General features: G+C 62.3%; 14 protein-coding genes. 10 read left to right on the forward strand and 4 right to left on the reverse strand.

Annotation, left to right across the window (positions count from 1 at the left end; all coding sequences use genetic code 11):
• Positions 1-137 precede the first annotated feature (137 nt).
• The 6 genes from QF039_RS10185 to QF039_RS10210 all read left to right on the forward strand — a co-directional run bounded on the left by QF039_RS10185 (position 138) and on the right by QF039_RS10210 (position 12312).
• Positions 138-1448 (forward strand): MdtA/MuxA family multidrug efflux RND transporter periplasmic adaptor subunit, encoded by a 1311-nt coding sequence (locus tag QF039_RS10185; RefSeq protein WP_003207498.1) that lies wholly within the window; start codon positions 138-140, stop codon positions 1446-1448.
• Positions 1445-4546 carry an MdtB/MuxB family multidrug efflux RND transporter permease subunit gene (locus QF039_RS10190; RefSeq protein WP_177019994.1) on the forward strand — a complete coding sequence of 1034 codons (3102 nt, stop codon included), beginning with the start codon at positions 1445-1447 and terminating at the stop codon, positions 4544-4546. Before QF039_RS10185 ends, QF039_RS10190 begins: the two co-directional genes overlap by 4 nt.
• Positions 4543-7650 (forward strand): efflux RND transporter permease subunit, encoded by a 3108-nt coding sequence (locus QF039_RS10195; RefSeq protein ID WP_003207502.1) that lies wholly within the window; start codon positions 4543-4545, stop codon positions 7648-7650. The genes QF039_RS10190 and QF039_RS10195 overlap by 4 nt, the downstream gene beginning before the upstream one ends.
• Positions 7647-9125 carry an efflux transporter outer membrane subunit gene (locus tag QF039_RS10200; RefSeq protein WP_177044761.1) on the forward strand — a complete coding sequence of 493 codons (1479 nt, stop codon included), beginning with the start codon at positions 7647-7649 and terminating at the stop codon, positions 9123-9125. Before QF039_RS10195 ends, QF039_RS10200 begins: the two co-directional genes overlap by 4 nt.
• Before the next feature lie 274 nt (positions 9126-9399).
• On the forward strand, positions 9400-11493 hold the full coding sequence (locus tag QF039_RS10205) for a bifunctional diguanylate cyclase/phosphodiesterase (protein WP_177081481.1): 2094 nt from the start codon (positions 9400-9402) through the stop codon (positions 11491-11493).
• Between the two features lie 72 nt (positions 11494-11565).
• Positions 11566-12312 (forward strand): SDR family oxidoreductase, encoded by a 747-nt coding sequence (locus QF039_RS10210; protein WP_008435175.1) that lies wholly within the window; start codon positions 11566-11568, stop codon positions 12310-12312.
• Between the two features lie 49 nt (positions 12313-12361).
• Here QF039_RS10210 and QF039_RS10215 read toward each other — a convergent pair whose 3' ends face one another.
• The 4 genes from QF039_RS10215 to QF039_RS10230 form a co-directional block, all read right to left on the reverse strand.
• Positions 12362-12733, reverse strand: coding sequence for a hypothetical protein (locus QF039_RS10215; protein ID WP_008435173.1), 372 nt, complete (start codon positions 12731-12733; stop codon positions 12362-12364).
• Between the two features lie 188 nt (positions 12734-12921).
• The gene (gene mapR / locus QF039_RS10220; RefSeq protein ID WP_178911525.1) at positions 12922-14331 is read right to left on the reverse strand and encodes a GntR family transcriptional regulator MpaR; all 1410 of its coding nucleotides are present in this window, start codon (positions 14329-14331) and stop codon (positions 12922-12924) included.
• A gap of 169 nt (positions 14332-14500) precedes the next feature.
• Positions 14501-15916, reverse strand: a complete 1416-nt coding sequence (gene ccoG, locus QF039_RS10225) for a cytochrome c oxidase accessory protein CcoG (RefSeq protein ID WP_023658783.1) — start codon at positions 15914-15916, stop codon at positions 14501-14503.
• Positions 15917-16100: 184 nt separating this feature from the next.
• Entirely contained in the window at positions 16101-16340 is a 240-nt protein-coding gene (locus QF039_RS10230) for a DUF3203 family protein (RefSeq protein WP_003207514.1), read from the reverse strand.
• 120 nt (positions 16341-16460) lie between these two features.
• Between QF039_RS10230 and QF039_RS10235 the strand changes: the two genes are divergently transcribed.
• From QF039_RS10235 to glgB, 4 genes are all read left to right on the forward strand, one after another.
• A complete protein-coding gene (locus QF039_RS10235) occupies positions 16461-16955 on the forward strand; it encodes an MgtC/SapB family protein (RefSeq protein ID WP_003207516.1) in 495 nt (164 codons plus the stop codon).
• Between the two features lie 360 nt (positions 16956-17315).
• A complete protein-coding gene (locus QF039_RS10240) occupies positions 17316-19313 on the forward strand; it encodes an alpha-1,4-glucan--maltose-1-phosphate maltosyltransferase (protein WP_307517843.1) in 1998 nt (665 codons plus the stop codon).
• A gap of 167 nt (positions 19314-19480) precedes the next feature.
• Positions 19481-22828 (forward strand): maltose alpha-D-glucosyltransferase, encoded by a 3348-nt coding sequence (gene treS, locus QF039_RS10245; protein ID WP_307517845.1) that lies wholly within the window; start codon positions 19481-19483, stop codon positions 22826-22828.
• Entirely contained in the window at positions 22825-25059 is a 2235-nt protein-coding gene (gene glgB, locus QF039_RS10250; RefSeq protein WP_003207521.1) for a 1,4-alpha-glucan branching protein GlgB, read from the forward strand. The genes treS and glgB overlap by 4 nt, the downstream gene beginning before the upstream one ends.
• Positions 25060-25090: the final 31 nt, after the last annotated feature.

Below are 25090 nucleotides of genomic sequence, written 5' to 3' on the forward strand. Positions count from 1 at the left end.
GGCTTAGCCAGATAGCGAATGGACTAAGCACAGAAGTTAAAAGTTGTAATCCAAGGTAAATAGCCGGTAAAGGCGCTTTTCTTAACGCGCCCCAGTGCTTATCTTTCAGCCTCCCGAAGAAGAAGCTCTCGCACCCAATGGTTGATCACTCCATGCAATCCACCCCTCGTCACTCCCGCCGCTGGCTGTTCGGCCTGCTCGTGCTGCTGGTCATTGCCGGCCTGTGCTGGAAGTTCTGGCCTGGCACCAGCCACAAGGACAGCGCCGAGAAGAAGCCCGCCGGGCATGCCGGCAAGTCGGGGATGATGCGCCCGGGCTTTGGGGGTTCTACTGGCCCGGTGCCGGTGCGTGTGGCGCCGGCGGTGCTGGGCGAATTCCCGGTGTACTACAAGGCGCTGGGTACGGTGACGGCACTCAACACCATCAATGTGCGCAGCCGGGTTGGCGGAGAGCTGGTCAAGATCGCCTTTGAAGAGGGGCAGATGGTCAAGGCCGGTGACCTGCTGGCGGAAATCGACCCGCGCAGTTACCAGAATGCCTTGCTCCAGGCCCAGGGCACGTTGCTGCAGAACCAGGCCCAGCTGAAAAACGCCCAGGTCGACGTGCAGCGTTATCGCGACCTGTATGCCCAGGACAGTATCGCCAAGCAGACCCTGGACACCGCCGAAGCGCTGGTGTTGCAGTACCAGGGCACGGTCAAGACCAACCAGGGCGCGGTGGATGACGCCAAGCTCAACCTCGAATTCACCAAGATCCGCGCACCGATTACCGGGCGTGTCGGCCTGCGCCAGGTGGACGTGGGCAACCTCGTCGCCGCCAACGACACCACCTTCCTGGCGGTGATCACCCAGACCCAACCCATCAGCGTGGTCTTCACGTTGCCGGAAAACACCCTGGAAACCGTGCTGGCGCGTTATCACGCCGGCAACAAGCTGCCGGTGGAAGCCTGGGACCGTGGCGATGTCGCGGTGAAAGCCACGGGCGTGCTGCAGAGCCTCGATAACCAGATCGACGTCACCACCGGCACCCTGAAATTCAAGGCGCGGTTCGATAACAAGGACCAGGCGCTGTTCCCCAACCAGTTCGTGAACGTGCACTTGCTGGCCGACACCCTGCACAACGTGGTGCTGGCGCCGTCGGCGGCGATTCAGTTCGGCAATACCGGCACCTTCGTCTACGTGCTCGATGGCGACAAGAAGGTCAAGGTGCGTCCGCTGGTGATCGGTGATTCCGACGGCGACAACACCGTGGTCAAGCAAGGCCTGGCCGCCGGCGACCGCGTGGTGCTGGAAGGCACCGACCGCCTGAAGGACGGCAGTGACATTGAAGTGGTCAACGACAGCACTGAGGTGCCGACCACGCCGACCGAACACCTCCAGGGTCAACCGGCAGCCAAGACGCAACAAGGCCCGGCTGATGCCGCCAAGGCGCAAAAGGGCGGCGCATGAACCTCTCGCGGCTGTTCATCCTTCGCCCGGTAGCCACTACCCTGAGCATGCTGGCCATTGTCCTGGCCGGCGTGATCGCTTATCGCCTGCTGCCGGTCTCGGCCTTGCCCCAGGTGGATTACCCGACCATCCGGGTGATGACCCTGTACCCCGGCGCCAGTCCGGACGTAATGACCAGCGCGGTCACGGCGCCCCTTGAGCGTCAGTTCGGGCAGATGCCCGGCCTGACCCAGATGGCGTCCACCAGCTCCGGCGGCGCCTCGGTGCTGACCCTGCGTTTCAACCTCGACATCAACATGGATGTCGCCGAGCAACAGGTGCAGGCCGCGATCAACGCCGCCACCAACCTGCTGCCCAAGGACCTGCCGGCGCCGCCGGTGTACAACAAAGTCAACCCGGCGGATACCCCGGTGCTGACCCTGGCCATCACCTCCAAGACCATGTTGCTGCCCAAGCTCAATGACCTGGTCGACACGCGCATGGCGCAGAAGATCGCGCAGATCAGCGGCGTCGGCATGGTCAGCATCGCCGGCGGCCAGCGCCAGGCGGTGCGGATCAAGGTCAACCCCGAGGCCCTGGCGGCCAACGGCCTGAACCTGTCGGATGTGCGCACCCTGATCGCCGCCTCCAACGTCAACCAGCCCAAGGGTAACTTTGACGGCCCCACGCGGGTGTCGATGCTCGACGCCAACGACCAGTTGGTCTCGCCCAAGGAATACGCCGAACTGATCCTCGCCTACAACAACGGCGCGCCGTTGCGGCTCAAGGATGTGGCGCAGATCGTCGACGGCGCCGAGAACGAACGCCTCGCGGCCTGGGCCAACGAAAACCAGGCGGTCCTGCTGAACATCCAGCGCCAGCCCGGGGCCAACGTCATCGAGGTGGTGGACCGGATCAAGGCGCTGTTGCCAAGCATCACCGACAACCTGCCGGCGGGCCTGGACGTGACGGTGCTTACCGACCGTACCCAGACCATCCGGGCCTCGGTCAAGGATGTACAGCACGAATTGCTGATCGCCATTGCCCTGGTGGTGATGGTGACGTTCCTGTTCCTGCGCCGCTTCAGCGCGACCATCATTCCGTCCATCGCCGTGCCGCTGTCCCTGGTGGGCACCTTCGGCGTGATGTACCTCGCCGGTTTCTCCATCAACAACCTGACGCTGATGGCGCTGACCATCGCCACCGGTTTCGTGGTGGACGACGCCATCGTGATGCTGGAGAACATTTCCCGCTACATCGAGGAAGGCGATACACCGCTCAATGCGGCGCTTAAGGGCGCCAAGCAGATCGGCTTCACCCTGATTTCCCTGACCCTGTCGCTGATCGCGGTATTGATCCCGCTGCTGTTCATGGCGGACGTGGTGGGGCGGCTGTTCCGTGAATTCGCGATCACCCTGGCGGTGGCGATCCTGATTTCCCTGGTGGTGTCCCTGACCCTGACGCCGATGATGTGCGCGCGGTTGCTCAAGCGTGAGCCGAAAGAGGAAGAGCAGGGCCGTTTCTACAAGGCCAGCGGCGCCTGGATCGACTGGCTGATCGAGGCCTACGGGCGCAAGTTGCAGTGGGTGCTCAGGCATCAGCCGCTGACCCTGCTGGTGGCCATCGCCACCCTGGGCCTGACCGTGGTGTTGTACATGGTGGTGCCCAAGGGCTTCTTCCCGGTGCAGGACACCGGTGTGATCCAGGGCATTTCCGAAGCGCCACAGTCGATTTCCTTTGCGGCGATGAGCCAGCGCCAGCAGGAACTGGCGAAGATCATCCTCGAAGACCCGGCGGTGGAGAGCCTGTCGTCCTATATCGGGGTAGACGGTGATAACGCCACCCTCAACAGTGGTCGCCTGCTGATCAACCTCAAGCCCCACGGCGAACGGGACCTGAGCGCGGCACAGATCATCACGCGCCTGCAGCCGCAACTGGACAAGCTGGTGGGGATTCGCCTGTTCATGCAGCCGGTGCAGGACCTGACCATCGAAGACCGCGTCAGCCGTACCCAGTACCAGTTCAGCATGTCCTCGCCGGACGCCGAGCTGCTGGCCTTGTGGAGTGAAAAGCTGGTACACGCCCTCAGCCAGTTGCCGGAACTCTCCGACGTCGCCAGCGACCTGCAGGACAAGGGCCTGCAGGTGTACCTGGTGATCGACCGTGACGCCGCATCGCGCCTTGGTGTGTCGGTGTCGACCATCACCGACGCGCTGTACGACGCGTTCGGCCAGCGGCAGATATCCACCATCTACACCCAGGCCAGCCAGTACCGCGTGGTATTGCAGGCCCAGTCCGGTGAAACCCTCGGCCCGGACGCCCTGAACCAGATCCATGTGAAAACCACCGACGGCGGCCAGGTGCGGCTGTCGAGCCTGGCCCATGTGGAACAGCGCCAGGCCCAGTTGGCAATCGCGCATATCGGTCAGTTCCCGGCGGTGATGATGTCGTTCAACCTGGCCCCCGGCGTGGCGCTGGGCAAGGGCGTCGACCTGATCAACCAGACCCAGAAAGACATCGGCATGCCGGTGGGCGTGCAGACCCAGTTCCAGGGCGCGGCCCAGGCATTCGAGGCTTCGCTGTCGAGTACCTTGCTGCTGATCCTGGCGGCGGTGGTGACCATGTACATCGTGCTTGGGGTGCTCTACGAGAGCTATATCCACCCGATCACCATCCTCTCGACCCTGCCGTCGGCAGCGGTGGGCGCCTTGCTGGCCTTGCTGCTCAGTGGCAACGACCTGGGGATGATCGCGATCATCGGCATCATCCTGCTGATCGGCATCGTGAAGAAGAACGCGATCATGATGATCGACTTTGCCCTCGACGCTGAGCGCAACCAGGGCCTGGACCCGCAAACCGCGATCTACCAGGCGGCGCTGTTGCGCTTCCGGCCGATCCTGATGACCACCCTGGCGGCGCTGTTCGGTGCCGTGCCGTTGATGCTCGCCACCGGCTCCGGCGCCGAGTTGCGCCAGCCGCTTGGCCTGGTGATGGTGGGCGGGTTGCTGGTGAGCCAGGTGTTGACCCTGTTTACCACCCCGGTGATCTACCTGTATTTCGACCGCCTCGGCCGTCGCTGGCGCAAAGAGCCGGTGCGCCTGGAGCCGGTTGAGTCATGAACCTGTCCGGACCTTTCATTCGCCGGCCGGTAGCCACCATGCTGCTGAGCCTGGCGATCATGCTGCTGGGCGGCGTCAGCTTCAACCTGTTGCCGGTGTCGCCATTGCCGCAGATCGATTTCCCGGTGATCGTGGTGTCGGCCAGCTTGCCGGGGGCCAGCCCCGAGGTGATGGCGTCTACGGTGGCCACGCCGCTGGAGCGTTCCTTCGGCGCGATTGCCGGCATTACCACCATGAGCAGTTCGTCGAGCCAGGGTTCGACCCGGGTGATCCTGGCGTTCGACTCCAATCGCGACATCAACGGCGCGGCGCGGGAAGTGCAAGCGGCGATCAACGCCTCGCGTAACCTGCTGCCCAGTGGCATGCGCAGCATGCCCACCTACAAGAAGATCAACCCGTCCCAGGCGCCCATCATGGTGCTGTCCCTGACTTCGGACGTGTTGCCCAAGGGCCAGCTGTACGACCTGGCCTCGACCATCCTGTCCCAGAGCCTGTCCCAGGTGCCGGGCGTGGGTGAAGTGCAGATCGGCGGCAGCTCCTTGCCCGCCGTGCGTATCGAACTGGAACCCAAGGCCCTCGACCAGTACGGAGTGGCCCTGGACGATGTGCGTAATACCATCGCCAATGCCAACGTGCGCCGGCCCAAGGGTTCGCTGGAGGACAGCCAGCGCAACTGGCAGATCCAGGCCAACGATCAGCTGGAAAAGGCCAAGGACTATGAACCGCTGCTGATCCGCTACCAGAATGGCGCGGCCTTGCGCCTGGGGGATGTGGCGAAGATCAGCGACGGCGTCGAGGACCGCTACAACAGCGGCTTCTTCAACAATGACTCGGCGGTGCTGCTGGTGATCAACCGCCAGTCCGGCGCCAACATCATCGAGACGGTGAAGCAGATCAAGGCACAACTGCCGGCCTTGCAGGCGGTGTTGCCGTCCAGCGTCAAGCTGAACCTGGCCATGGACCGTTCGCCGGTGATCACCGCCACCTTGCACGAAGCCGAGATGACCCTGCTGATTGCCGTGGCCCTGGTGATCCTGGTGGTGTACCTGTTCCTCGGCAACTTCCGCGCCTCGCTGATTCCCACCCTGGCGGTGCCGGTGTCGCTGGTGGGCACGTTTGCAGTGATGTACCTGTTCGGCTTTTCCCTGAACAACCTGTCGCTGATGGCGCTGATCCTCGCCACCGGCCTGGTGGTGGACGATGCCATCGTGGTGCTGGAGAACATTTCCCGGCACATCGACGAGGGTGTGCCGCCGATGAAGGCGGCTTACCTGGGGGCCCAGGAAGTCGGCTTCACCTTGCTGTCGATGAACGTCTCGCTGGTGGCGGTGTTCCTCTCGATCCTGTTTATGGGCGGTATCGTTACCAGCCTGTTCCGCGAGTTTTCCATCACCCTGGCAGCGGCGATCATCGTCTCGCTGGTGGTGTCGCTGACCCTGACCCCGATGCTCTGCGCCCGCTGGCTCAAGCCGCATGTCAAAGGCCAGGAAACAGGCTTGCAGCGCTGGAGCCAGAAGATCAACGATCGCATGGTGGCCGGCTACGCCCGCAGCCTGGACTGGGTGCTGCGCCACAAGCGCCTGACGCTGCTCAGCCTGTTGGTGACCATCGGAGTCAACGTCGCGCTGTATGTGGTGGTGCCGAAAACCTTCATGCCCCAGCAGGACACCGGGCAACTGATCGGCTTTGTGCGTGGCGACGACGGGCTGTCATTCAGTGTGATGCAGCCGAAGATGGAAATTTTCCGCAAGGCGGTCCTGCAGGACCCCGCGGTGTTGAGCGTGGCGGGCTTTATTGGCGGCAACAGCGGCACCAACAACGCGGTGATGCTGGTGCGGCTCAAGCCCATCAGCGAACGCAAGATTTCTGCCCAGGCGGTGATCGAGCGCATGCGCAAGAATGTGCCACTGGTGCCCGGCGGGCGCCTGATGCTGATGGCTGACCAAGACCTGCAATTCGGCGGCGGCCGCGACCAGACCACCTCGCAGTATTCCTACATCCTGCAAAGCGGCGACCTGGCGGCCTTGCGCCTGTGGTACCCGAAAGTGGTTGCCGCGTTGCGTGAGCTGCCGGAGCTGACCGCCATCGATGCCCGTGAAGGACGTGGGGCGGCCCAGGTGACGTTGATTGTCGACCGCGACCAGGCCAAGCGCCTGGGCATTGACATGGACATGGTCACTGCCGTGCTCAACAACGCCTACAGCCAGCGGCAGATTTCCACCATCTACGACAGCCTCAACCAGTACCAGGTGGTGATGGAGGTCAATCCGAAGTACGCCCAGGACCCGATCACCCTCAATCAGATGCAGGTGATCACGTCCACCGGTGCGCGCGTGCCGCTGTCGGCCATCGCTCACTATGAGAACAGCCTGGCGGACGACCGGGTCAGCCATGAAGGCCAGTTCGCCTCGGAAAACATTGCGTTTGATATGTCGCCCGGCGTCACGGTGGAGCAGGGCACGGCCGCCATCGAGCGGGCGATTGCCAAGGTCGGCCTGCCGGAAGAGGTGATCGCGAAGATGGCCGGTACGGCCGACGCCTTCGCCGCCACCCAGAAAGGCCAGCCGTTCATGATCCTCGGTGCACTGGTAGCGGTGTACCTGGTATTGGGGATTCTGTATGAGAGCTATATCCACCCGCTGACCATTCTGTCGACCTTGCCGTCGGCGGGGGTGGGCGCCTTGCTTTCGATTTACCTGCTGGGGGGCGAGTTCAGCCTGATCTCGCTGCTGGGGCTGTTCCTGCTGATCGGGGTGGTGAAGAAAAACGCGATCCTGATGATCGACCTTGCGCTGCAACTGGAACGCAAGGACGGCATGAGCCCGCTGGAATCGATCCGCGCCGCCTGCCTGGTGCGGCTGCGCCCGATCCTGATGACCACGCTGGCGGCGATTCTTGGCGCCGTGCCGCTGCTGCTCAGCACGGCCGAAGGCGCGGAAATGCGCCAGCCTCTGGGCCTGACGATTATCGGCGGGCTGGTGTTCAGCCAGATCCTGACCCTCTACACCACGCCTGTGGTTTACCTTTATCTCGACCGCCTGCGCCACCGTTTCAACGGTTGGCGCGGAGTGCGTACCGATGCTGCCCTGGACACTGCGCTATGACCGATTCAACGTTTCCCACCGTGCAACGTCTGGCGATGACTCGCGGCTCAAAGCTGCTGAGCCTGGCCCTGTGCGGCGTGATGCTCAGCGCCTGCGCCGTCGGCCCGGACTACAAACGCCCCGAATTGACCGAGCCTGCCCAGTACAAAGAGGCCCAGGGCTGGCGCCAGGCCGCGCCCAGCGACTCGCTGGCCCGGGGCGCCTGGTGGGAGCTGTACGGCGACAAACAACTGAATGAGCTGGTAGAAAAACTCAACAGCTCCAACCAGACCGTGGCCCAGGCCGAGGCGCGTTATCGCCAGGCCGCCTCGCAGGTGCGCAGTGCCCGTGGGGCGTTCTTCCCCACGGTTGACCTGAGTGCCTCGAAAAGCCGGGCCAGCCAGGGTACCGGCAGCAGTAACGCCAGCCTCAGCAGCTCCAGCAGCGGTATTCGCGACACCCTCAACACCCAGTTGGGCGTGAGCTGGGAAGCCGATATCTGGGGCAAACTGCGCCGGGGCCTGGAAGCCAATGAAGCCAGCGCCGAAGCCAGCGCGGCGGATCTTGCGGCGATGCGCCTGAGCCAGCAATCGGAACTGGTGCAGGATTACCTGCAACTGCGGGTCATGGACGAACAGACCCGTTTGCTGCAAGCCACGGTGGACACCTACCAGCGCTCCCTGCAGATGACCCAGAACCAATACCGCGCCGGTGTCTCGGGCAAGGACGCCATCGCCCAGGCCCAGACCCAGCTGAAAAGCACCCAGGCCAGCATGATCGACCTGATCTGGCAGCGGGCGCAGCTGGAAAACGCAATTGCCGTGCTGATCGGTGTGCCACCGGCCAACTTCAACCTGGCGGTGAGCACGGACATTCCGGCGCTGCCGCAGATTCCGGTGAGCCTGCCGTCGCAACTGCTGGAGCGCCGCCCGGATATCGCCCAGGCGGAGCGCTCGGTGATCGCGGCCAACGCCAACATCGGCGTGGCCAAGACCGCCTACTACCCGGACCTGACCCTGAGCCTGGCCGGCGGCTACTCCAGCAGCACCTACGCCGACTGGATCAGCCTGCCGAACCGCTTCTGGTCGGTGGGGCCGAAACTCGCCATGACCCTGTTCGACGGGGGCCAGCGTTCGGCGGAAGTTGACCGCGCCGAGGCGTCCTACGATGAAACCGTGGCCAAGTACCGCCAGACCGTACTCGACGGTTTCCGCGAGGTGGAAAACTACATGGTCCAGCTCAAGGTCCTGGAAGACGAGGCGGTCGTGAGTAACGAGGCCCTCGAAGCGGCCCGGGAATCCCTGCGCCTGACCCAGAACCAGTACAAGGCCGGGTTGATCGCCTATCTCGATGTGGTCACCGTGCAAGCCACCGCCCTGAGCAACGAGCGTACGGTGCTGACCCTGCTGCAAACCCGGCTGGTTGCCAGTGTGCAATTGATCGCTGCACTGGGCGGTGGTTGGGATGGCCAAATGCAGCTGAGCGACAAGAAGTAAACACCGCTCTGGCAGGTGTACGGGCTTGTGTGGGAGCGGGCTTGCTCGCGAAAACGGTGGGGCAGTCAACTGTGTATGAACTGACCCGCCGCTTTCGCGAGCAAGCCCGCTCCCACAAGGGTTCTGCGGTGTTTTTGAGCCAGCGGATTGGCGTCAAATTTTGAATGATGGCTATACGACAATATTTCAGGTGTACAAGATTTATTCTCGCTACAATCCCTGACTTTTCAGCCCGGCACGGATGCCGTTCGGCCCATAGGTCACGAGAAGTCCCATGCTCACCGGTAGTTATTCCCCCGCCCTGGTCCTGATTTCCCTGTTCGTCGCGATCCTCGCATCCTATACGGCGTTGGACCTGACCGGCCGCATCGCCACTGCCAGGGGCCGCGCGGTGTACCTGTGGATGGGCGGCGGCGCGCTGGCGATGGGCGTGGGGATCTGGTCGATGCACTTTATCGGCATGCTCGCCTTCCGCCTGCCCATCAGCCTCGGCTATGACGTCGGCATCACGGCGCTGTCGTTGTTGATCGCGATCCTGTCCAGCGGTTTTGCCTTGTGGCTGGTGAGCCAGCCGCGTTTGCCGGCGTGGCAACTGGCATTTGGCGCATTGGTCATGGGCGCCGGCATCAGCGCCATGCACTACACCGGCATGGCCGCCATGCGCATGACCCCCGGCATCGACTACGACCCCACGCTGTTCACCGCCTCGTTGCTGATTGCCGTGGGTGCGTCGGCGGCGGCGTTGTGGATTGCCTTCAACCTGCGGCGCAACACGCCGTATGTGCGGTTGGCCCGAGGCGGGGCGGCGATGGTGATGGGCGTGGCGATTGTCGGCATGCACTACACCGGCATGGCCGCCGCGCGTTTCGCCGATGGCAGCTTCTGCGGCGCGGCCCTGGACGGCTTGAGTGGCAAGGGCCTGGATAACCTGGTGCTGGTTACCACCCTGGCAGTGTTGATCATCGCGCTGCTGACCTCCCTGGCCGATGCCCGCCTGGAAGCCCGCACCGCGGTGTTGGCCGACTCCCTGACCCAGGCCAACCAGGAACTCACCCACCTGGCCCTGCACGACATGCTCACCGGCTTGCCCAATCGCACCCTGCTCGCCGACCGGATCCAGCAGGCGATACAGCGGGTGAACGAAGAGGGCGGCTGCTTCGCGCTGATGTTTATCGACCTGGACGGCTTCAAGCCGGTGAATGACGCTTTTGGTCACCACATGGGCGACCAGCTGTTGCAGCAAGTCGGCCTGCGCCTGCGCGAAGACTTGCGCAGCCAGGACACCCTGGCCCGCATCGGCGGTGACGAGTTTGTATTGCTGGTGCAATTGGGCCAGCCCGACGATGCGTTGCGCCTGGCCGAGCGCCAGGTGGGCATGATCAACCAGGCCTTCCACGTCGCCGAGCATGAGCTGAAAATCTCCGCCAGCATCGGCATCGCACTGTTCCCCGGCAACGGCGCCACGCCCCAGGAACTGCTGATGAACGCCGACGCGGCGATGTATCACGCCAAGGGCATGGGCAAGAACGGCTACAGCTTTTTCGACGTGTCGATGAACACCAATGCGCGCAAGCAACTGCAACTGCTGCAGGACTTGCGCAATGCCGTGGAGCACGAGCAGTTCCGGCTTTATTACCAGCCCAAGTTCGACGCCATCAGCGGCCGCCCGGTCGGTGCCGAGGCGCTGCTGCGCTGGGAACACCCGCAACAAGGCCTGTTGTTGCCGGACAAGTTTATCGAGCTGGCGGAAAAGACCGGGCTGATCATCCCCATCGGCGAATGGGTACTCAACGAAGCCTGCCGCCAGATGCAGGTGTGGTATGCCCAGGGCTATCACGACTGGCGCATTGCCGTGAACCTGTCGGCGTTGCAGTTCTGCCACGCCGGGCTGGTCAAGAGTGTCGCCGCTGCCCTGGAACGCCACCGCTTGCCAGCCAACAGCCTGACCCTGGAAATCACCGAAACCACCGCCATGAGCGATGCCGACGCGAGCATGACGGTGTTGCAGAAGCTTTCGGACATGGGCGTCGACCTGTCCATCGACGACTTCGGTACCGGCTATTCGAGCCTGATGTACCTCAAGCGCCTGCCGGCCAATGAGCTGAAGATCGACCGGGGCTTTGTGCGTGACCTGGAGCACGACAGCGACGACGCCGCTATCGTCTCGGCCATCGTCGCCCTCGGTCAGGCCCTGGGCCTGCGCATTGTGGCCGAGGGTGTAGAGACCGACTCACAGCAGAGCTTCCTCACCCGGCTGGGCTGCGATTCGCTTCAGGGGTATCTGCTGGGGCATCCGTTGCCGGCCGAGGGTTTCATGGCCGACATCCAGCGCGCCGAGCAGGTGGTGAGTGTGCATTCGGTGATGTGAGCCCATGCAAAACCTGCAGGGCGCAGGTAGTATTGGATCCATCAGCTCACGTTGAACCAGGAGACCTTACACATGGACAAAGTCGTCGTCATCACCGGTGGCAGTCGTGGGATCGGCGCCGCCACGGCGCTGCTGGCCGCCGCCCAGGGCTATCGCATCTGTATCAATTACCAGGCCGATGAAGACGCCGCCCACCGCGTACTTGAGCAAGTGCGTGCCCTCGGCGCCCAAGCGATTGCCGTGCGGGCTGATGTCAGCATCGAAGACGAAGTGATTGGCCTGTTCCACCGGGTCGATACCGAACTGGGCCGGGTGACGGCACTGGTCAACAACGCAGGTACCGTCGGGCACAAGTCGCGGGTCGATGAGATGTCCGAGTTCCGCATTCTGAAGACCCTCAGGACCAATGTGTTGGGGCCGATCCTGTGTGCCAAGCATGCGCTGCTGCGCATGTCGCCCAAGCATGGCGGGCAGGGCGGCAGCATCGTCAACGTTTCATCGGCCGCCGCGCGGTTGGGCTCGCCGGGGGAGTATGTGGATTACGCCGCGTCCAAGGGCGCGCTGGATACCTTCACTCTCGGGCTCTCCAAGGAAGTGGCGGGCGAGGGGATCCGGGTCAATGGCGTGCGTCCCGGGTTTATTTTCACCGACTTCCACGCCCTGAGCGGCGACCCGGATCGGGTCAGCAAGCTTGAACCGGGCATCCCCATGGCCCGTGGCGGGCGTGCAGAGGAAGTCGCGGAAGGGATTATCTGGCTGCTCTCGGACAAGGCGTCCTATGCGACGGGAACCTTTCTTGACCTGGCGGGCGGTCGGTAGTTTTGTACCGCCTGTGGCGAGGGGCACGCCGCTCGCCACAGCCCAGGTATCAGGCGCCGCGCAGCGCTTCATAGCCCCTGAGGGAAAACGCCTTGAGCAGGCTGGCCTCCGAGTCTGGATGAATGGCGTAGCCGTGATTCGAAAAACCGTCCAGGACACCGTTGCGGCTATGGCTGGCGCTTAATTTGAGATCGTCCACGTTGTCGATAAATCGCAGTACCTTATCCAGGTTGTAGGTGGCGTCGGCGCGAGAGTCCGGGTCTTGGTTGGCCGCGCTCCAGTCACCCACCTGGCGCTTCAGGTCATCGCTCACTTCGTAGTGGTCGCGGTTATCCAGGAAGTTCTTCAGCACAGGGCTTTGTTCGGTAATCTGGTCACTCGATCGATGATCTCCCGCGGGGCGCCCGGTAGCGCCTGTCATTTCGCGCACCTGTTGCTGCTCTGCGGCACGCATATAGTGGGGAGGAACGGGAAGGGGTCGCAGGCCGGCAGCTGAAGAAATAGTCATAAGGCATCTCTGATGTGAACCAAGTGAATGCGCTCTTTCTATCGTAAGAAATAGCGCACTCCTGTGTGGTTCCTAGCCCGGCTACGGTTCCCATCCGTAGGTTAAAACGACCGCACAATCTTCCCCAGCGTCTCCATCGCCTTCTCACACGACTCATCCCACGGGCTGCCGTAGTTCAAGCGAATGCAGTTCCTGAAGCGCTGTGTCGGCGAGAAGATCGGTCCCGGTGCGATGCTGATGCCCTGGGCCAGCGCCATCTGGAACAACTTCAACGAGTCGGTTTGTTCCGGCAATTCCAGCCACAGGAAGTACCCGCCGGCAGGCTGGCTGACCCGTGTCTGCGCCGGGAAATAGCGCGCGATGGCGGCGAGCATGGCGCTTTGCTGTTCTTCCAGCGCGTAACGCAATTTACGCAGGTGCCGGTCGTACCCGCCGTGTTGCAGGTAATCGGCAATCGCCGCCTGGGCGGGCATCGAGGCACACAGCGACGTCATCAATTTCAGCCGCTCGATCTTCTGCGCATAACGTCCGGCGGCGACCCAGCCGATGCGGTAGCCCGGAGCCAGGCTCTTGGCGAACGAGCCGCAATGCATCACCAGGCCTTCGGTGTCGAACGCCTTCGCCGGTTTGGGCGCCTGTTGACCGTAGTACAACTCGGCGTACACGTCGTCTTCGATCAGCGGCACCTGGTGGCTGCGCAGTAACTCCACCAGTTCCTGTTTCCGGGCCTCGGGCATGGTTGCGCCCATCGGGTTCTGGAAACTGGTCATGCACCAGCAGGCCTTGATCGGGTAACGCTCCAGGCTGTGCGCCAGCACCTTGAGGTCGATGCCATCGCGCGGGTGTACGGGGATTTCCACCGCCTTGAGTTTCAGGCGCTCGAGGATTTGCAGGCTGGCGTAGAACGCCGGTGCTTCGATGGCCACCAGGTCGCCCGGCTCGGTCACGGCTTGCAGGCACAGGTTCAGTGCTTCAAGGGCGCCGTTGGTGATCAACAGTTCTTCCATGGGCAACATCAGCCCGCCCACCATGTAGCGCAAGGCAATTTGCCGGCGCAGTTGCGGGTTGCCCGGCGACATGTCGGTGACCACCATGCGCGGGTCCATTTCCCGGCTGGCGCTGGCCAGGGAACGGGCCAGGCGTTGCAGCGGGAACAGCGTCGGGCTGGGGAAGGCCGAGCCGAAGGGCACGGTTTGCGGGTCCTTGATGGAATCGAGCACCGAGAACACCAATTCGCTGACGTCCACCTCGGTGGACTCGTGCACATGGGCACTCACCACCGGCTCGGAAAACGGGCTGGGCGCATGGGTGTTGACGAAGTACCCGGAGCGCGGCCGGGCGCGGATCAGCCCGCGTCGCTCCAGCAGGTAGTAGGCCTGGAACACCGTGGACGGGCTGACACCGTAGGTCTGGCTGGCATAACGCACCGAAGGCACGCGCTGGCCGGGCCCGAGCACGCCGGAGCGGATCAGTTCTGCGATGTCGTCGGCGAATTTTTCGTAGCGTTTCATTGGGGCTCAGTGCTTTGAACAGATTTTGCTGATTGAACACAGATCAAACGGTGGGAGCGGGCTTGCTCGCGAAAGCAATCTTTCAGTTGATGTATCCATTGACTGGCACACCGCTTTCGCGAGCAAGCCCGCTCCCACATTTGATCTCCAGTGTTGCTGAAAGCTGGGCTCAGCGATTCAATGGCGCCACAAACCGGCTGTCCGCCGCGCTGTAAATCCACGGCTCATCCACGTCCGAGACCTTGAAGCGGATCGTCTGCGAACTGCTGGCGGGCTTCTCTGCGGTCATCGCCACCGACACCGGCACATCGGTAATCTCACCTGGTGCCAGGCTGATCTCGGTCTTGCCCTGCAGCTGGAAGCCGTCGCCGTCCATCAGCTCCAGGCGGTAATCCTGGCGCTGCTGGGTCTTGTTGATGACCTTGAGGCTGTAGATGTTCTCGATCAAGCCGTCACTGTTCTCGCGGAACATCCCCCGGTCCTTGGTCACGTCCAGCGACACCATCGGGCGTTCTACCAGCGCCACCACCAGCGCGCCGATCATCACCAGCAGCACGGCACTGTAGCCGATCAGGCGTGGCCTGAGCAGATGGGTCTTGCCACCTTGCAACTGATGCTCCGAGGTGTAGCTGACCAGGCCGCGGGCATAGCCCATTTTATCCATGATCGAATCACAGGCATCGATACACGCGGCGCAGCCGATGCATTCCATTTGCAGGCCGTCACGGATGTCGATGCCGGTGGGGCATACCTGCACGCACAGCTGGCAGTCGATGCAATCACCCAGGCCGACGTCCGCCGGTTGCACGTCTCGTTTGCGCGGGCCACGGTTCTCGCCGCGGGCTACGTCGTAGGAAATGGTCAGGGTGTCCTTGTCGAACATCACACTCTGGAACCGCGCATACGGGCACATGTGCATGCACACCGCTTCACGCAGCCAGCCGGCGTTGATGTAGGTGGCGCCGGTAAAGAACAGCACCCAGAACAGGCTTACGCCGCCCATTTGCCAGGTCAGCAGCTCCTCGGCCAGCGGCCGGATCGGCGTGAAGTAGCCGACAAATGTCAGCCCGGTCAGCACGCTGATCCCCAGCCACAGCGTGTGCTTGGCCGAGCGCCGCGCCAGCTTGTCCAGGCTCCAGGGCGCAGCTTGCAGCTTGATGCGTTGGTTTCGCTCGCCTTCAGTGACCTTTTCGCACCACATGAACAACCAGGTAAACGAGCTTTGCGGGCAGGTATAGCCACACCACACACGCCCTGCGAATACGGTGATGGCGAACAGGCCGAACGCGCAGATGATCAACAGCGCCGACAGCAGGATGAAATCCTGGGGCCAGAACGTGGCACCGAAGATGTGGAATTTGCTTTCAGCCAGGTCCCATAACACCGCCTGCCGTCCGCCCCAGTTCAGCCACACGGTGCCGAAAAATGCCAGGAACAGAAAGCCTGCGCCTGCCACGCGCAAGGTACGGAACAGGCCGGTAAAACTGCGGGTGTGAATCAGGTTGTCGCTGGATTTGGCCTTCATCTTCTTTGGATGTGCAGGCTCAAACACTTCTACGGTTCGGACGGGGATTCTATCGCTCATGGTCTTTCGCTCATCAGCCTCCATCAGGCAGATGAACTATGACCGGCGCTCTGTTTGCATAACAGACTCAGGTATGGCGATAAAAAGCGGATCAGATGGGCCGCCCGTGCATGCCTGCGACAATGTGCTGCACCCGGTGGTGCGCGGGGTGCAGCGCTTTTGAGGCGGGGCTGATCCAGGTCAATCAAATCACCGAATCACCGTCGGTAGCTTTCAAGTGCTTACGGCCGTCTTTGGCACCCGCTACGGTCAATGCGTCGGCTTCGGCTTCGGTGATATAGGTGCGGTCACCGTTCAGCTTCACGAACGACATGGATTTTTCGCTGTCGGTTTCGACCGTGACATGGGTGGCTTCCAGTTGTTTCTCGTGGCCGTCCACATCGACGGTGAAGAAACATTGCTGACCTTCGATACGTACGGGCATATCGATCTCCTTTTTGTGGGCTATTACTGATTAGGGTGGGATGCGCAGGCAATGGTTCTGCGCAACTGACTGACGGTCGATGCTGTCCATGTTCTATCGACCCCCAACAAGGAAACGTCCATGGACGCCTGGTGGCATGAAGTCTGGGTAACCCTGCAAGCGGAATTTGCCGATATCGGCGATGCCCGGCAACTCACGCAAATCACCGTTCGGCTGCTGATTGCGGCGATATTGGGCGGGATCCTGGGTTACGAGCGCGAACAGAAAGGCAAGGCCGCCGGGGTACGCACCCACATGCTCGTGGCCCTGGGCGCCGCGCTGTTCGTGTTGGTGCCGAGCATGTCCGGCTCCCAGGCAGACGCCATGAGCCGTGTGCTGCAGGGCGTGATCGCGGGCATCGGCTTTCTTGGCGCCGGCACCATCCTAAAGGGCAAGGAAGACGAGGAGGGTCAGCACGTCAAAGGGCTGACCACCGCCGCCGGCTTGTGGATGACCGCCGCCATTGGGGTGGCGGCGGGAATGGGGCGGGAATCCACGGCGGTACTCAGCACGTTGTTGGCCTTGGCGGTGTTCAGTGTGATGCCAAGGGTTGTGCGGTTGCTGGAGAAGGACTAGACGATGACCGGCGGCATCGTCGTCGGTGGTTCCTCCACCGGTGGTGGCTGTGTGCCTGGCGGTTCCTGCTCGGGAACCGGGTCGGGTTCGGTCGGCGGTAATGTGGGCTTATCTATATTGGGATCAGGCGTTTCAGCCGGAATAGGGATATTCATCGGTATGGCCTCCTTTGTGCTTTGCTCTATCGGTGGACAATCGCGTGGTGGATTTGATTCCCCGCCCGATGGCGGGATATCCGCCTGAACTTTTCACTCGTCGGCATGCTCGGAACCTAGACGGCCCTGCTCAGGGAGAGTGGCGTCGTTTCAGAATTTGAATCAAGCACAAGAGCGTCCACTGGGCGTTAAGGGGAGATGCTCGATGACTGCTGAAACACTGACTCAAGACGATTCAACCTCCACATTACCGCTGTCCCAGGCACTGTTGCTGCCAAGGATCGCGATTGAAAGCACGTCCCCGGTGATCGATGGCGGCGAGTTCGCGGTCAAGGCTGTGGTTGGCCAGCGCGTGCAGGTTGCCAGCAAGGTGTTCGCTGATGGCCACGACAAGCTTGCGGTGATGATCCGCTGGCGCCCGCGCAGTGAAGAAAGCTGGCACAGCGTGGTGATGACCGATGTCGGCAACAACGGCTGGGAGGGCGCATTCACCGTGACCGCCCAGGGCCCGCATGAGTATTGCATCGAAGCCTGGATCGACACGTTTGCCAGCTTTCGCTACGAACTGAGCAAGAAACACGAGGCCGGGGTGCCGGTCAGCCTGGAGTTGCAGGAAGGCCGCAGCCAGGTGTTGCAAGCCGCCGAGCGCAGTGACAATGAGCTGCGTGACCGCTTGATGTTGCTGCACCACGAACTCTCCGGTTTGCTGGAAACCGAGCAGGTCGCGTTGTTCCTGCACGAAGACAGTGCACACCTGATGACCCAGGCCGATCACCGCGCCTATTTGAGCATCAGCCCGGTGTATCCGATTGATGTAGAGCGCGAGGCTGCGCAATTTGCCAGCTGGTACGAGTTGTTTCCCCGCTCGATCACCGACGATCCCGCGCGCCATGGCACATTCAACGATGTGCACTCACGGCTGTCGATGATCCACGACATGGGCTTTGACGTGCTGTACTTCCCGCCGATCCATCCGATCGGTCGCAGCCACCGCAAGGGCAAGAACAATTCCCTGACCGCCGGGCCGGACGACCCGGGCAGCCCGTATGCCATCGGCAGCGAAGAGGGCGGCCACGAGGCGATCCATTCGCAGTTGGGCACCCGTGAGGATTTCCGCAACCTGGTCAAGGCCGCCGCCGACCATGGCCTGGAAATCGCCCTGGATTTTGCCATCCAGTGCTCCCAGGACCACCCATGGCTCAAACAGCATCCGGGCTGGTTCAACTGGCGGCCCGACGGCACGATCAAATACGCCGAGAACCCGCCGAAGAAGTACCAGGACATCGTCAACGTCGACTTCTATGCGGCCGACGCGATTCCCAGCCTGTGGGTCGAGTTGCGCGACATCGTGGTCGGTTGGGTGGAAGAGGGCGTGAAGACCTTTCGCGTCGACAACCCCCACACCAAGCCGCTGCCGTTCTGGCAATGGCTGATCAGCGATGTGCGTTCTAAATACCCCGAAGTGATCTTCCTCGCCGAAGCCTTCACCACCCCGGCGATGATGGCGCGCCTGGGCAAGGTTGGTTACTCCCAGAGCTACACCTACTTCACCTGGCGCAACACCAAGGCCGAGTTGAGCGAGTACCTGAGCGAACTGAACGAGTCGCCGTGGCGCGAGTGCTTCCGGCCGAACTTCTTCGTCAACACCCCGGACATCAACCCCGGCTTCCTGCATGAATCCGGCCGCGCCGGCTTCTTGATCCGCGCCGCGTTGGCCACCATGGGCTCAGGCCTGTGGGGCATGTACTCGGGTTTTGAACTGTGCGAAGCGGCCCCGGTGCCGGGCAAGGAAGAGTACCTGGACTCGGAGAAGTACGAGATCCGCCCGCGAGACTTCACGGCGCCGGGCAACATCATTGCCGAGATCGCCCAGCTCAACCGCATCCGCCGGCAGAACCCGGCCTTGCAGACGCACCTGGGGCTCAAACTCTACAACGCGTGGAACGACAACATCCTGTACTTCGGCAAACGCAGCGAGGATGGCAGCAACTTTATCCTGGTGGCCGTGAGTCTCGACCCGTTCAACGCCCAGGAGGCCAATTTCGAGTTGCCGCTGTGGGAGATGGGCCTGCCGGACGACGCCCAGACCCAGGGCGAAGACCTGATGACCGGCCACCGCTGGACCTGGTACGGCAAGACCCAGTGGATGCGCATCGAACCGTGGCATCAGCCATTCGGCATCTGGCGCATTACCGTTTCCTGAAGCTGATCTCCAATCCAAAGGAGATCAAATGTGGGAGCTGGCTTGCCTGCGATAGCGGTGTGTCAGTGCAGATAATACTGGCTGATCCACCGCTATCGCAGGCAAGCCAGCTCCCACATTGACCGAGTTCCTTCAGGCAGAATTTTTCGAATTCCCAGGAGTTTCCAATGGCGAAGAAACCCAAGGCTGCCACCTTTATCAAAGATCCGCTCTGGTACAAGGACGCGGTGATTTATCAGGTTCACGTCAAATCGTATTTCGACTCCAACAACGACGGCATCGGTGATTTTCCCGGGCTGATCGCCAAGCTCGACTACATCGCCGACCTTGGTGTGAACACCATCTGGCTACTACCGTTCTACCCCTCGCCACGCCGTGACGATGGCTACGACATCGCCGAATACCGCGGCGTGCACAGCGACTACGGGACCATGGCCGACGCCAAGCGCTTTATCGCCGAAGCCCATAAACGCGGGCTGCGGGTGATCACCGAGCTGGTGATCAACCACACCTCCGACCAGCACCCCTGGTTCCAGCGCGCCCGCAAGGCCAAGCCCGGCTCGGCGGCGCGGGATTTCTACGTATGGTCCGATGACGATCAGAAATACGACGGCACCCGGATCATTTTCCTCGACACCGAAAAGTCCAACTGGACCTGGGACCCGGTCGCCGGCCAATACTTCTGGCACCGCTTTTACTCCCACCAGCCGGACCTCAACTTCGATAACCCGCAGGTCATGAAAGCCGTCCTGTCGGTGATGCGCTACTGGCTCGACATGGGCATCGACGGCCTGCGCCTGGACGCCATTCCGTACCTGATCGAGCGCGACGGCACCAACAACGAAAACCTCCCCGAAACCCACGACGTGCTCAAGCAGATCCGCGCCGAGATCGACGCCAACTACCCCGACCGCATGCTCCTGGCCGAAGCCAACCAATGGCCGGAAGACACCCAGTTGTACTTCGGGGACAAAAAGGGCGACGACGGCGATGAGTGCCACATGGCGTTCCACTTCCCGCTGATGCCGCGCATGTACATGGCGCTGGCCCAGGAAGACCGTTTCCCGATCACCGATATCCTGCGCCAGACCCCGGAGATCCCGGCCAATTGCCAATGGGCAATCTTCCTGCGCAACCACGATGAACTGACCCTGGAAATGGTCACCGACAAAGAGCGCGACTACCTCTGGAACTATTACGCTGCCGACCGCCGTGCACGTATCAACCTGGGGATTCGCCGCCGCCTGGCGCCGCTGATGGAACGCGACCGCCGACGCATCGAGCTGCTCAACAGCCTGCTACTGTCGATGCCGGGCACGCCGACCCTGTACTACGGCGATGAAATCGGCATGGGCGACAACATCTACCTCGGTGACCGCGACGGCGTGCGTACGCCGATGCAATGGTCCATCGACCGCAACGGCGGCTTCTCCCGCGCCGACCCGGCCAGCCTGGTATTGCCGCCAATCATGGACCCGCAATACGGCTACCAGTCGGTCAACGTCGAAACCCAGACCCAGGACCCGCACTCCTTGCTGAACTGGACGCGGCGCATGCTCGCGGTGCGTAAACAGTCCAAGGCGTTCGGTCGCGGCAGCCTGAAAATGCTCTCGCCCAGCAACCGCCGCATCCTGGCGTATACCCGCGAATACGCAGGCGCCGATGGCAAGAATGAAATCATCCTGTGCGTGGCCAACGTGTCCCGCAGTGCCCAGGCCGCAGAACTGGACCTCTCGGCGTTTGCCGGCATGGTTCCGGTGGAGATGCTCGGTGGCAATGCCTTCCCACCGATTGGCCAGCTGAATTTCCTGCTGACCCTGGCGCCGTATGGCTTCTACTGGTTCGTGCTGGCGGCGGAAAACCAGATGCCAAGCTGGCACGTGGAACCGGCACAAAGCATCCCGGACTTCACCACCCTGGTGCTGAAGAAACGCATGGAAGAATTGCTCGAAGCACCGTGCCGCACCACCCTGGAACAGAATGCGTTGCCGGCGTGGCTGCCCAAGCGCCGCTGGTTTGCCAGCAAGGATACGGCAATCGACAGCGTGCACATCGCTTATGGCGTGCGCTTCGGCGACCCGCAGCATCCGGTGTTGCTCAGTGAAATCGAAGTCACCAGCGCCGGCCAGGTCAGCCGCTATCAACTGCCGTTCGGCTTCCTTGGCGAAGACCAGTTCACCAGCGCCTTGCCGCAACAACTCGCGCTTGCCCGTGTACGGCGAGTGCGTCAGGTAGGTTTGGTGACCGATGCCTTCAGCCTCGACACTTATATCCGCAGCGTGATCCAAGGCCTGCAGGCCAAAACCGTCCTCGACTCCACCGATGGCGAGATTCGCTTCGAGCCCACGGCGCAGTTGGCCAAACTGGAATTGAACGACGAGTCGGAAGTGCGCTACCTCGCGGCGGAGCAGTCCAACAGTTCCGTGGTGGTGGGCGGCAGCCTGGTGCTCAAGTTGATCCGAAAAGTCAGCGCCGGGGTTCACCCCGAGCTGGAAATGGGCGCCTACCTGACCGAGGCCGGCTACGAGCATATCTCGCCGCTGCTGGGCTCGGTGATCCGCCACGACGCCGATGGCCAGGACAACCTGCTGATGATCGCCCAGGGTTACCTGAGCAACCAGGGCGACGCGTGGGGCTGGACCCAGAATAACCTGGAGCGAGCGATTCGCGACGAACTGGCCGAAGCCATGTCCGAGCAGGAACAGCACTACAACGCCCTTGGCGAGCTGGCGGATTTCGCCGGCTTGCTCGGCCAGCGCCTGGGCGAGATGCACCTGGTGCTGGCGGCGCCCACCACTAACAAGGCGTTCAAGCCCGAGGTCACAACCCTCAAGGACAGCCAGGGCTGGGCCAGGCACGTAGGCGCACAAATCGACCACGCCTTGCAGTTGCTCAAACAGCATCAAACCAAGTTGAACCCTGCCGATCAGGCGTTGGTCAGTGCTTTACTGGAGCAGAAAAAGGCCATCGCCAGTCACGTTCAGGACCTGGCGAAAGCCACGGTGGGCGGGTTGCGCATTCGCGTGCACGGCGACCTGCACCTGGGCCAGGTACTGGTGGTCAAGGGCGATGCCTACCTCATCGACTTCGAGGGCGAACCGGCGCGGCCGCTGCCTGAACGTCGCGGCAAACACAGCCCGTACAAGGATGTGAGCGGGGTGCTGCGCTCGTTTGATTACGCGGCGGCCATGGCGGTGAATGTGCAGGGCGTCGACCAGTCGCCCGAGGCCAATGCGTCCCGGCAACGTGTGGCGGATCGCTACTTGCATGAGGCCAGGCAGGCATTTATCCAGGCCTATCACGCTGCCACGACTACACTGGCCCATGACTGGCAGGATGCCAAAGGCCAGGACGCAGCGCTGGCGTTGTTCAGCCTGGAGAAGGCCGCGTACGAAGTGGCCTACGAAGCAGAGAATCGCCCGAGCTGGTTGCCGGTGCCGTTGCAAGGTTTGCACGGGCTGCTCAGCGGGTTGAAACCAATATCGAAAACTGCACGCGGTGGGGAGACGTCATGAGTTTTACAAGCAAAGAACCGCTGCAGGAAAAGTTGAGTGTGATGCCCAAGCCTGCTGATATCGAAGCCCTGGTGCGGGCCGAGCACCATGATCCATTCTCGATCCTGGGTCCCCATGACGACGAGCAGGGCGGCCAGTTCATTCGTGCCTTCCTGCCGGAAGCACTGAGTGTCCAGGTCCTGGCTCGCGACAGCGGCGAGCACATCGGCAGCCTCGATGCGACCCAGGTGCCGGGCTTGTTTGTCGGGCATTTCGGCAGCCGTCAGGCGTACTTGCTGAAGATCCAGTGGGCCGGTGGCGAACAGATCACCGAAGACCCTTACAGCTTCCAGCAACTGCTGCTGGGGGAGATGGACCTGTACCTGTTTGCCGAAGGCAATCACCGCGACCTGAGCAGTTGCCTCGGGGCACAAGTGACTAGCGTCGACGGGGTCCAGGGCGTGCGTTTTGCGGTATGGGCACCGAATGCCCGCCGGGTCTCGGTGGTGGGCGACTTCAATATCTGGGACGGGCGCCGTCATCCGATGCGCCTGCGCCATCCGTCCGGTGTGTGGGAGATTTTCATCCCGCGCCTGCAACCCGGCGCGGCCTACAAGTATGAAATCCTCGGCGCCCACGGGATTCTGCCGCTCAAGGCCGACCCCATGGCCCTGGCCACGCAACTGCCGCCGGATACTGCGTCCAAGGTCGCTTCGCCGCTGCAGGTCGACTGGCAGGACCACGACTGGATGCAATCGCGCAGCGAGCGACAAAAGCCTAGCGCACCCTTGTCGATCTACGAGTTGCATGCCGGTTCCTGGCAGTGCGAGCTGGATGAAGTCGGCGAGGTGTCCCGCCAGTACAGTTGGCGCGAGCTGACCGAGCGGTTGATCCCTTATGTACAGCAGTTGGGCTTCACCCATATCGAACTGATGCCGATCATGGAGCACCCGTTCGGCGGCTCATGGGGTTATCAGGCGCTGTCGCAATTTGCCCCGACGGCACGTTTCGGCTCGCCGGAGGATTTCGCGTTTTTCGTCAACGCCTGCCATCAGGCCGACATCGGCGTGATCCTGGATTGGGTGCCGGCGCATTTCCCCACCGACACCCACGGCCTGGCGCAATTCGACGGCACCGCGCTGTACGAATACGCCAACCCGCTGGAAGGCTTCCACCAGGATTGGGACACCCTGATCTACAACCTCGGCCGCACCGAAGTCCACGGCTTCATGCTGGCGTCGGCGTTGCACTGGCTCAAGCATTTCCATATCGATGGGCTGCGGGTGGATGCGGTGGCCTCGATGCTGTACCGCGACTATTCGCGCAAGGCCGGTGAATGGGTACCCAACCGCCACGGCGGGCGGGAAAACCTCGAGGCCATCGACTTCCTGCGCCACCTCAACGATGTCGTTGCCCTTGAGGCCCCCGGCGCGCTGGTGATCGCCGAGGAGTCCACCGCATGGCCGGGCGTAAGCCAGCCGACCCAACAGGGCGGCCTGGGGTTCAACTACAAGTGGAACATGGGCTGGATGCACGATTCGCTGCACTACATCCAGCAGGACCCGGTGTACCGTGCCCATCACCACAACGAGCTGAGTTTCGGCCTGGTGTATGCCTGGTCCGAGCGTTTTATCCTGCCGATTTCCCACGATGAAGTGGTGCACGGCAAACACTCGTTGATCGACAAGATGCCCGGCGACCGCTGGCAGAAATTTGCCAACCTGCGGGCATACCTGAGCTTCATGTGGATGCACCCGGGCAAGAAGCTGCTGTTCATGGGCTGCGAGTTCGGCCAATGGCGCGAGTGGAACCACGATCAGCAACTGGACTGGTACCTGCTGCAATACCCCGAACACCGGGGCGTGCAGAAACTGGTGGGCGACCTGAACCGCCTGTACCGCGAAGAGCCGGCGCTGCATGACCAGGACGACGCACCACAGGGCTTCCAGTGGTTGATTGGGGATGACGCGATCAACAGCGTCTACGCCTGGTTGCGCTGGAGCAAGGACGGCAGGCCGGTGCTGGTGGTGGCCAACTTCACACCGGTACCGCGCGAGGCCTACAAGGTCGGCGTGCCGTTTGCCGGGCGCTGGAGCGAGGTGATCAACAGCGATGCCGACACCTATGCCGGTTCCAACTTCGGCAACGGTGGCGGGGCGTTTACGGAGGAGGAGCCCAGGCATGGGCAGCCGTTGTCGCTGTCGTTGAACCTGCCGCCATTGGGCGTGCTGATCCTGCGACCGGACGCCTGACTTCCAGACGATGAAGACCCCATGTGGGAGC

This window comes from Pseudomonas sp. W2I6 (assembly GCF_030815935.1).
Classification (GTDB): domain Bacteria; phylum Pseudomonadota; class Gammaproteobacteria; order Pseudomonadales; family Pseudomonadaceae; genus Aquipseudomonas.